This is a genomic window from Pseudomonas sp. BF-RE-22 (assembly GCF_019956155.1).
Lineage (GTDB): Bacteria > Pseudomonadota > Gammaproteobacteria > Pseudomonadales > Pseudomonadaceae > Aquipseudomonas > Aquipseudomonas migulae.
In genome coordinates this window covers 95548-104695 of record NZ_JAHBDD010000009.1, presented here as the reverse complement: position 1 = coordinate 104695, position 9148 = coordinate 95548, and the positions used below count along the sequence as shown (strand labels likewise).

At 61.9% G+C, this 9148-nt stretch carries 11 protein-coding genes; 8 read left to right on the top strand and 3 right to left on the bottom strand.

Annotated features, from left to right (window positions below):
• Positions 1–393: 393 nt before the first annotated feature.
• From KGA82_RS06125 to KGA82_RS06110, 4 genes are all read left to right on the top strand, one after another.
• A complete protein-coding gene (locus tag KGA82_RS06125; RefSeq protein ID WP_008036830.1) occupies positions 394–843 on the top strand; it encodes a DUF411 domain-containing protein in 450 nt (149 codons plus the stop codon).
• Positions 843–1277 carry a YqaA family protein gene (locus tag KGA82_RS06120; RefSeq protein ID WP_192227077.1) on the top strand — a complete coding sequence of 145 codons (435 nt, stop codon included), beginning with the start codon at positions 843–845 and terminating at the stop codon, positions 1275–1277. The genes KGA82_RS06125 and KGA82_RS06120 overlap by 1 nt, the downstream gene beginning before the upstream one ends.
• 83 nt (positions 1278–1360) lie before the next feature.
• The gene (locus KGA82_RS06115; RefSeq protein WP_223449943.1) at positions 1361–2383 is read left to right on the top strand and encodes an alpha/beta fold hydrolase; all 1023 of its coding nucleotides are present in this window, start codon (positions 1361–1363) and stop codon (positions 2381–2383) included.
• Between the two features lie 13 nt (positions 2384–2396).
• Positions 2397–3350 (top strand): D-2-hydroxyacid dehydrogenase family protein, encoded by a 954-nt coding sequence (locus KGA82_RS06110; RefSeq protein WP_008036836.1) that lies wholly within the window; start codon positions 2397–2399, stop codon positions 3348–3350.
• A 51-nt stretch (positions 3351–3401) separates the two neighbouring features.
• On the opposite strand, the gene KGA82_RS06105 is transcribed toward KGA82_RS06110, so the two are convergent.
• A complete protein-coding gene (locus tag KGA82_RS06105) occupies positions 3402–3629 on the bottom strand; it encodes a hypothetical protein (RefSeq protein WP_223449945.1) in 228 nt (75 codons plus the stop codon).
• A 114-nt stretch (positions 3630–3743) separates the two neighbouring features.
• Here KGA82_RS06105 and KGA82_RS06100 point away from each other — a divergent pair, with 114 nt between their 5' ends.
• From KGA82_RS06100 to KGA82_RS06090, 3 genes are read left to right on the top strand one after another with little or no spacing between them, the layout of a single operon-like run.
• Positions 3744–4274, top strand: coding sequence for a tetratricopeptide repeat protein (locus KGA82_RS06100; RefSeq protein WP_223449942.1), 531 nt, complete (start codon positions 3744–3746; stop codon positions 4272–4274).
• A 46-nt stretch (positions 4275–4320) separates the two neighbouring features.
• Positions 4321–4818, top strand: coding sequence for an RNA polymerase sigma factor (locus tag KGA82_RS06095; RefSeq protein ID WP_202949142.1), 498 nt, complete (start codon positions 4321–4323; stop codon positions 4816–4818).
• The gene (locus KGA82_RS06090; RefSeq protein WP_223449941.1) at positions 4815–5582 is read left to right on the top strand and encodes an anti-sigma factor family protein; all 768 of its coding nucleotides are present in this window, start codon (positions 4815–4817) and stop codon (positions 5580–5582) included. The genes KGA82_RS06095 and KGA82_RS06090 overlap by 4 nt, the downstream gene beginning before the upstream one ends.
• A gap of 104 nt (positions 5583–5686) precedes the next feature.
• Here the strand turns inward: KGA82_RS06090 and KGA82_RS06085 are convergent, their stop codons facing one another.
• Together KGA82_RS06085 and KGA82_RS06080 are read right to left on the bottom strand one after the other, a co-directional pair.
• Positions 5687–6988, bottom strand: a complete 1302-nt coding sequence (locus KGA82_RS06085; protein ID WP_008036839.1) for an ATP-binding protein — start codon at positions 6986–6988, stop codon at positions 5687–5689.
• A 4-nt stretch (positions 6989–6992) separates the two neighbouring features.
• Positions 6993–7694: a response regulator transcription factor gene (locus KGA82_RS06080; protein ID WP_008031130.1), complete on the bottom strand. Its 702-nt coding sequence runs from the start codon at positions 7692–7694 to the stop codon at positions 6993–6995.
• Positions 7695–7989: 295 nt separating this feature from the next.
• Here KGA82_RS06080 and KGA82_RS06075 point away from each other — a divergent pair, with 295 nt between their 5' ends.
• Positions 7990–9147, top strand: a complete 1158-nt coding sequence (locus KGA82_RS06075) for an efflux RND transporter periplasmic adaptor subunit (RefSeq protein ID WP_223449940.1) — start codon at positions 7990–7992, stop codon at positions 9145–9147.
• Position 9148 lies beyond the last annotated feature (1 nt).

Sequence of the window (9148 nt, the reverse complement as noted above, 5' to 3'; positions counted from 1 at the left end):
TTGAGGTACACGCCCCCTCGAGAGGCCGAGCGCAGGTTCTGCGCAGTGGGCAACCCGGCATGGATGCCGGGTTAGCCGCCCCCGGCCATGGATGGCCGATGGCGGCGGGCCCACGGAGCAGGACCGGAGCGAGGGCATGGCGAGCCTTAGCGAGCCACCGAACGAAAGGGGCAAAAGCGCTTGGTTACTTGGCGCTTCTCCAAGTGACTCGCCGTAAGGGCGAAACCCATATCAGCCGTCACCAAACCAATGGATATGTACACCAACCAAAACCCGTGCAACCCAGAATCCCCCACAACCCCAGCATTAATTCGAAACAATCTCGTCGCTCTTAACCGGCTAAAGTAGTCAAAATGCCTCTTTTTTGACCGCCATCCGAGTCGAGATCCCTCCATGCGAACCCATCTGCGTCTGGTCGCCCTGAGCGCCCTGTTCATTTCGTCCCTGGCCCAGGCCGCCGACCTCATCCCCATCGAGGTCCACCGCGATGCCAACTGCGGCTGCTGCAAAAAGTGGATCAGCCACCTGGAGGCCAATGGCTTCAAGGTCGAGGATCACGTCGAAGCCAACATGAGCGAATTCAAGCAACAACACGGCGTGCCGCCACGCCTGGCGTCCTGCCACACCGGTTTGATCAACGGCAAATTCGTCGAAGGCCATGTCCCGGCCGATCAGGTGCTGGCCTTGACCAAGCGTGACGATCTATTGGGCGTGGCCGCGCCCGGCATGCCGATGGGTTCGCCCGGCATGGAAATGGACGGCATGAGCGACGCCTATCAGGTGATCGGCCTGAAAAAGGACGGCGCTGACGTGGTGGTGGCGGACTACCCCGCCGCCCATTGATGTCTGCGGCGTACATCGGGCTGTTTTTCGCCGCATTCGGTGCGGCGACCCTGCTGCCGTTGCAGTCCGAAGCGGTCCTGGTGGGGCTGTTGCTCAGCGAGCAGTACTGGCTCTGGTCGCTGCTGGCAGTTGCGACGCTGGGCAACGTGCTCGGCTCGCTGCTGAACTGGTGGTTGGGTCGCGGTATCGAACGGTTTCGCGACCGGCGCTGGTTTCCGGTCAGCCCACGCCATCTGGACAAGGCCCGCATTCATTATCAGCGCTACGGGCATTGGTCGTTGCTGTTGAGTTGGGTGCCTGTCATCGGTGACCCACTGACGCTGGTCGCCGGCGTCATGCGCGAACCGCTGGGGCGCTTCCTGCTGATCGTGACGCTCGCCAAAGGCGCCCGTTACGGCGTGCTGGCCCTGGCGACTTTGGGCTGGATCGGTTGAACCATCACCCGCCGCGATGGCCTGTGCTTAATGCCGCCCTAATCATGCCGATCCAGCATCGCCGATTTCCTCTGGAGTTCCCCATGCCCCTCGCACGCTCCCGCTGGCTACCGAGCCTGCTGCTGACCGCCGCACTGCCGGCCATCTCGGCCGAAGGTCCGGAATATGGCCCCGAACTGCAAGGCTTCGAATACCCCTATACGCTCAAGCATTTCGCCTTTGAGTCCCAGGGCCAGTCACTGCAAATGGGCTACATGGACGTCGCCGCGCACGGCAAGGTCAACGGGCGCAGCATCGTGCTGATGCATGGCAAGAATTTCTGCGGCGCAACCTGGGACACGTCGATCAAGGCCTTGAGCGACGCCGGTTACCGGGTCATCGCGCCGGACCAGATCGGTTTCTGCACCTCCAGCAAACCGGACAATTATCAGTACAGCTTCCAGCAACTGGCGGCCAACACCCAACAACTGCTCAAAGCCCTCGGCATCCAGAAAGCCAGCCTGCTCGGGCATTCCACGGGCGGCATGCTCGCCACCCGCTATGCGCTGCAGTATCCCGAGCAGGTCGAACAACTGGCGATGGTCAACCCAATCGGTCTGGAGGACTGGAAAGCCCTCGGCGTGCCCTATCGCACGGTGGATCAATGGTACGAGCGTGAGCTCAAGGTGACGGCGCAAGGCATTCACGACTATCAGCGCAACACTTATTACGACGGCCGCTGGAAACCCGAATTCGACCGCTGGGTAGACATGTACGCAGGCATGGCCAAAGGCCCGGGCAAAACCCGGGTGGCGTGGAACTCGGCACTGATTTACGACATGATCTTCACCCAGCCGGTGTACTACGAATTCAAGGACCTGAAGGTGCCGACGCTGTTGCTGATCGGCACTGCCGACTCCACGGCCATCAACAAGGACATCGCCTCACCCGAGGTCAAAGCGAAAATCGGTCACTACGACGTACTCGGCAAACAGGTGGCGAAACTGATTCCTCACTCGACGCTGGTCGAATTCCCCGGCATGGGCCACGCGCCGCAAATGGAAGAACCGGCAAAATTCCACCAGGCCCTGCTCGCCTGGCTGAACAATTCCAACCCCGTTCATTGATGAGGTAAGGCGGATGGCTGTGCAGATTGCGGTACTCGATGACTGGCAGGATGTGGCGCGGCAGGTGGTTGACTGGTCGGCGCTGGACGCCATCGGCCAGGTGAGTTTCATCCATGACTATCCGGCGGATAACGAAACGCTGGCAGCACGGCTGGCCGGGTTTGAAGTGATCTGCGTAATGCGCGAGCGCACCCGCTTCGATGAAGACCTGCTGCGTCGGCTACCGACCCTCAAACTGCTGGTCACCGGCGGCATGCGCAACGCTGCCCTCGACCTGAAAGCCGCTGCCGCGCTTGGCATTCAGGTCAGCGGCACCGACAGTTACAAACACGCCGCGCCGGAACTGACCTGGGCGCTGATCATGGCCGCCACCCGCAACCTGGTCGTGGAAGCCAACGCCCTGCGTGCAGGTAAATGGCAACAAGGGCTGGGTGGCGACCTGCACGGCAAGACCCTGGCGATTCTCGGTTTGGGCAGCATTGGCCAGCGAGTCGCCCAGTTCGGCCAGGTGTTCGGCATGCGGGTGATCGCCTGGAGCGAAAACCTCACAGCCGAACGCGCCGCCGAAGTGGGCGTGACCTACGTCAGCAAGCAGGCGTTGTTCGAACAGGCCGACGTGTTGTCGGTGCATCTGGTGCTCAGCGACCGCAGTCGCGGCTTGGTCGACGCGCAAGCGCTGGACTGGATGAAACCCACCGCACTGCTGGTCAACACGGCTCGCGGGCCGATTGTCGATGAAGCGGCGCTGATCAAGGCGTTGCAAAAACGACGGCTGGCCGGTGCGGCACTGGACGTGTTCGAGCAGGAACCCTTGCCCGCTCATCACCCGTTCAGGACGCTGGAGAATGTGCTGGCGACGCCGCATGTCGGGTACGTCAGCCAGCAGAACTACCATCAGTTCTTTTCGCAAATGATCGAGGACATTCAGGCCTGGTCCGCTGGAGAGCCGATCCGGTTGCTCAGCTGAGACCCGGTCATCGTTCATCGCCGGCCAGCCGGCGATGAACGCACTACAAATCTAACTGGCCTTCATCGCGACAAACGCCGCCGTCACATCAGGCACCGTCACCACGTCCTTGCCCCGCAATTCGGGCTCAGCGGCGATCAGCACGCGAATTTGCCCATCCACCTTCGCCCTTCCTGCGCTGATAAAGCCGCGACAAAACGGGTGGACACCCAGATCGACCACGAACCTGTGCGCGCGTGCCTCGAAAAGACTGCCCGAAAGAAATGAATAATTGTTCACCCTGCGGTGTTCATGACAGCGAAGACTCATCATTTCGGCCTGCGGGATAACACCTTGCGTGCATGTTGCCGGGGCGTGGTTGAACTGAAACGAATAAGCCAGTGGAGATCATCCATGAATACCCGTCTTACTGTTTTTACCGTTCAGCTACTGCTCGCCTTTGCGTTGTCCGCTACCCTTGCATTGGCCAATGGTGACGATGACGCACCGGCCAGGCCCAACTGCCCGAAAGGCCAGGTCTTCGACTCCAGGTCGCAAAAATGCGTAAGGCAGACCAGCGGCGAGGTGTCCGATGCCGACCGTACCGATTACGCCTATCGGCTGGCAAAGGACGGTCGCTACGAGGAAGCCCTGGCACTGCTCGACACGCTGAAAGAACCCGACACCGCCAAGGCGCTCAACTATCGCGGCTACGCTACGCGTAAACTGGGGCGCACCGACGAGGGCATCGGTTACTACCTGCAATCGGTCAAACTCGACCCGCAATACGCGCAAGTCCGCGAGTACCTCGGCGAGGCGTATGTGATCAAGGGTCGGCTGGATCTCGCCCAGGAGCAGTTGCAGCAGATAAAATCGATCTGCGGCAGCACCTGCGAGGAGTACCAGGACCTGGCTGAAGCCATTAACGATTCATCGAAAACCTGACAGGACGGAGGTCGCCATCGCCAGCGATCAGGCAATACGGGCAGAGCTGGGCCAGCACCTGGCGCGCTTATGGCGCTACGGCCTGCTGCTGTCCCGGCAGCGGCATGTCGCCGAAGACCTGGTGCAGGCCACCTGCGTGCGGGCGCTGGAGTGTGCCGGGCAATTTGTCCCCGGCAGCCGCCTGGACCGCTGGCTGCTGAGCATTCTGCATTCGATCTGGCTCAACGAAGTGCGCTCGCGCCGGGTGCGTCAGGGCCAGGGGCTGGTGGATGCCGACAACGCCTTGTCGTTCGACGGTGAATACGCCGCGCAAACCCATGTGCTCGCCACGCAGGTGATTCGGCGCGTCGATGCGCTGCCTGAAGCGCAACGCGAAACGGTATTTCTGGCCTACGTGGAGGGCCTGTCCTATCGCGAAGTCGCCGAAGTCCTGGACGTGCCCATCGGCACGGTCATGAGCCGCCTGGCCGCGGCGCGGGCGAAACTGGCCGAGTACCCGCCCTTGCACGCGGTGTCGAACCCTTCCACAGGAGAACGTCGATGAACGATCACACGATGCCTACGGACGAGCAACTGGTGGCCTACCTCGACGACCAACTCGATAGCGATCAGCGCAGCCGCATCGACGCAGTCATCGCCCAAGACTCGATGCTCAACCTGCGCCTTCAATGGCTGGCCCGCAGCAGCCTGCCGTTCAAGGCCGCCTACGACGAACTGGCGCAACAGGCGCCCGTGGACCGCCTGCAAGCGATGCTCGACACCTTGCCCTCGCCTGCCCGGCCCGCGATAAATCGGCGCCGGTTCCTCGCGGCGGCAGCCGGCCTGGTGTTGAGCGGCGTGCTCGCGGACCGGTTGTTCCTTGGCTGGCAGGCGAGCCAGCACAAATCCAGCTGGCGAGGGCTGGTGGCGGACTACATGTCGATGTACGTGCCGCAAACCCTGGAACACTTGCCCAGCGACGAAGCCACTCAACGCGCGCAATTGCACACCATCGACGCACGCCTGGGGCTGCGCCTTTTGCCGGCACAATTGAGCCTGCCACGCGTTGAGCTCAAACGCGCACAAATCCTCGAATACGACGGCATGCCCATCGCCCAGATTACGTATCTGGACCCCGCGCACGGCCCCATGGCGTTGTGCGTCACCCGCTCAAACAGCGGCAGTCGCCACTTCGCCCACGAGCGTCGGCACGGAATGAACGTGGTGTATTGGGCGGACATGGAACATGCGTGGATGCTGATCGGACACAACCCGGCGTCGGAGCTGGAGGAGATGGCGAAGGTGTTGCGCAGTCGGCTAAGCGCGTGACCTGTAGGAGCCGGCTTGCTGGCGATGGGGCTATCAGACATTGCGTTGAATTCAAGGACGCCATCGCCGGCAAGCCGGCTCCTGCACAGGTTTTGCGGCGGTCATCAGGCCGGGACCGGTAACCACAAACGGAACCGTGCGCCGCCCAGCGGAGACGGTTCGACGGTGAGCGTGCCGCCCTGTGCCTCCAGCGCCCGCCGACTGATCGCCAATCCCAGGCCAAAGCCGCCCGTCGCCCGATCGCGACTGCGATCCAGTCGATAAAACGGCTCGAAAATCCGCTCGCGCTCGTCATCGGGAATGCCGATCCCATCGTCATCGACCCAGATTTCACACCCCTTGGCACAGACCTGAACCCCGATCTGAATACGCTTCTCGCAGTAGCGCATCGCGTTGCGCAGCAGGTTCTGAATCGCCCGGGCAGTCAGCCGTGGATCGAGTGTGAAGCGTTCGAGCTGGCCGTGAAGCAGCACGTCGATCACGATTTCAGGGGACTCCAGCTCCTCATCGACACTGCCCAGAATGCTGTCGATGAACTCATCCAGCGACACTTCCACCTGTTCCGGTAGCCGGGCCGGGTTTTGCAAGCGGCTATAAGACAACAGCTCCAGCACCAACTCATCCAGTTCACGAATGTGCGCGACCAGCCCTTGCAGGCGCTCCCGACTGGCCGCCGGCAAATCGTCGGACAGTGCCAGCGCGAGGCCAAAATCCAGGCGGGTCAGCGGTGTACGCAGTTCGTGAGAAACCGCGTTGAGCAAATCCCGCTGCTGGTTCAGCAGGTTTTCGATATCGCCGGCCATGGTGTCGAAAACGTTGGCCAGGCTACCAATGTTGGAATGGGTGGGGATCTGGGTTCGCTCGCTCAAATGCCCCTTGCCGAAGCGTTCAGCCGTGCCTTTGAGCCGCTCCAGGTCGCGCCAGTGCGGGCGCAGCCACAGCAACAGGCACGCGAGCATGGTCGCGCCGATCAGCACGTTGATGCTCCAGTACAGCAAATTCACGTCCAGCGGGTCCGGCGGCACGACCATTTGCACGACGGTTTGCGAGTTCAACGGTGCCACCGCCAGCGTGCGCCAGCCCCAGTCGCCGATGCGCACGACGTTCTCGCCACGCTGCAAACGTTTCTGTTCCGCCAGGGTCAGACCGTCATCGTCATTGCGGCTGAGGACGATGTGCAGCGGGTTGAATTCCTTGTCCATCTCCGCCGCCAACGCTGGCCACTGCGTTTCGGGCACGGCGTGAAACTGCTTGACGATCAGCGACTGCAACCCGCGCGAGTAATCGAGGTTGTAGGTGACAAAGCGCTCCTGGAAGACCTTGATCACCACGTCCGGCACCAGATAGATCGCCGCGCTGTACGAAATGATCGTCACCAGGTACAGGCGAAAGAGGATTCTGAACATCGCCTCAGCATTCCCACTCGGAACGGCTGAACAGGTAACCCTTGCCCCAAACAGTCTTGATCTTGCGCGCCTCGCCGGCGTGGTCGTCGAATTTGCGCCGCAGCTTGGAAATCGCCACGTCCACCGAGCGGTCGGTGCCGTTGAATTCGATGCCACGCAGGCGTTGCAGAATCTGGTCGCGGCTCAACACTTCGCCGGCATGTCGGGCCAGCACCACCAGCAAGTTGTATTCGCCGCTGGACAGCTCGACCAGTTGCTCACGCCAGGTCACGGTGCGTTCGGACAGGTCGATGCACAAATTGCCCATGAGGATGCGGTCGTTGGCGGTCTGCGGTTCGCTGAGGCTGCTGCGGCGCAACAGCGTACGAACGCGGGCCAGCAACACGCGGGGTTCGCAGGGTTTGGTGACGTAGTCATCGGCGCCCATTTCCAGGCCCAGCACCTGATCGTGGCTGTCGTCGCGGGCGGTGAGCATCAGGATCGGCAGCGTGGCCGAATCCGCGCGCAACAAGCGACAGACTTGCAGGCCGTCGAGCCCCGGCAACATCAGGTCGAGGATCACCAGGTCCGGCGGATTGACCCGCGCACGCTCGCGCACGTGGTCACCGCGGCTGATCACGCTGACGGAGTAGCCGTTGCGTTCCAGGTAGCTGGAAATCAACTCGGAGAGCGCGGTGTCGTCTTCGACCAGGAGGATGTTGGGCATGGGTGTTTCCAGAGAGTGCAGTGGCGGCTGTTATTCCGCCATCGCTAGCAGGCTAGCTCCCACAGGGGTTCAGTGGTGTTCACAATGTTTGTGTCCATATGAGATCCCTTGTGGGAGCTAGCCTGCTAGCGATGACTGCCTGACAGGCGCAATAAATTTCAAGCCGTGAAGGATATACGCCCTCACCCGTGCCTGAGCAAAACCATTACACAATTTCACACAGCACCAACAAAGCTTCACCGCTACCCTCGTCGCCTCCCCGTAGGATGCGGGAGTTCATTATTGGGGTATTTACATGTCAAAGAACCTGCTTGCCAAGCTCAGCCTGCTTGCCCTGGCGTTGTCGCTGAGCGCGTGTGACAAATCCACGAACGCTGAAGAGCAGGCGCCGCTGGCCACCGTGCGCATCGAGACCATCAAACCCCGGCCCCTGTCGATCACCAGCGAACTGAGCGGACGGATCGCCGCGCCACGGATTGCCGAAGTGCGCGCCCGGGTCGCCGGCGTAGTGTTGCAACGCGCCTTCCACGAAGGCAGCGACGTGAAAAAAGGCGATGTGCTGTTCCGCATCGATCCGGCACCGTTCAAGGCTGACCTGGACAGCGCCGAAGCCTCGCTGCGCAAGGCCGAGGCCAACGCCTTCCAGGCCAGGCTGCAAGAACAGCGCTACGCCCAGTTGATCGAAGGCAATGCCATCAGCGGCCAGGATTACGACAACGCCCGGGCTGCCGTACGGCAAACCGCCGCTGAAGTCGCGGCCAATAAAGCCGCCGTGGATCGAGCGAAATTGAATCTCGGGTACGCCACCGTCACCGCCCCCATTTCCGGGCGCATCGGCCGCGCACTGGTCACCGAAGGCGCATTGGTCGGGCAGAACGAAACCACGCCGCTGGCATTGATCCAGCAGTTGAACCCGATTCATGCCGACCTCACCCAGTCGACCCGCGAACTCAACGACCTGCGCCGCGCCTTCCGTTCCGGCCAGTTGCAGGAAGTGGGTCAGGGTCAGGCCAAAGCCACGCTGATTCAGGATGACGGCAGCCTCTATCCGCTGCCGGGCAAGCTGCTGTTCACCGACATCACCGTCGACCCGGGCACCGGCCAGATCATCCTGCGCAGCGAGTTTCCCAACCCGGACCTCGACTTGCTGCCGGGCAGCTTCGTGCGGGTGCGCCTTGAACAAGCGGTGAACCAGCAAGGCATCAGCGTGCCGCAACGCGCCATCCAACGCGACAGCGCGGGTGTTGCGCAGGTGCTGGTGCTCGATGCGGAATTGCGCGTCGGCCAGCAAACCGTAGAGCTGGGCGCCGTGCAAAACGATCGCTGGATCGTCACCGCAGGCCTCAAGTCTGGCGACCGCATCGTCATCGAAGGCCTGCAACACGCCAAGCCCGGCGAGAAAGTGCAGATCGACGACTCCCCTCTTCCACTTGCCCAGGTTTCTGGTCAGTAAG

Excerpts from the sequence above, each read along its gene's own strand:
- KGA82_RS06125 (WP_008036830.1), top strand. The coding sequence starts at position 394 with ATGCGAACCCATCTGCGTCTGGTCGCCCTGAGCGCCCTGTTCATTTCG.
- KGA82_RS06120 (WP_192227077.1), top strand. The coding sequence starts at position 843 with ATGTCTGCGGCGTACATCGGGCTGTTTTTCGCCGCATTCGGTGCGGCG.
- KGA82_RS06115 (WP_223449943.1), top strand. The coding sequence starts at position 1,361 with ATGCCCCTCGCACGCTCCCGCTGGCTACCGAGCCTGCTGCTGACCGCC.
- KGA82_RS06110 (WP_008036836.1), top strand. The coding sequence starts at position 2,397 with ATGGCTGTGCAGATTGCGGTACTCGATGACTGGCAGGATGTGGCGCGG.
- KGA82_RS06100 (WP_223449942.1), top strand. The coding sequence starts at position 3,744 with ATGAATACCCGTCTTACTGTTTTTACCGTTCAGCTACTGCTCGCCTTT.
- KGA82_RS06090 (WP_223449941.1), top strand. The coding sequence starts at position 4,815 with ATGAACGATCACACGATGCCTACGGACGAGCAACTGGTGGCCTACCTC.
- KGA82_RS06085 (WP_008036839.1), bottom strand. The coding sequence starts at position 6,988 with ATGTTCAGAATCCTCTTTCGCCTGTACCTGGTGACGATCATTTCGTAC.
- KGA82_RS06080 (WP_008031130.1), bottom strand. The coding sequence starts at position 7,694 with ATGCCCAACATCCTCCTGGTCGAAGACGACACCGCGCTCTCCGAGTTG.
- KGA82_RS06075 (WP_223449940.1), top strand. The coding sequence starts at position 7,990 with ATGTCAAAGAACCTGCTTGCCAAGCTCAGCCTGCTTGCCCTGGCGTTG.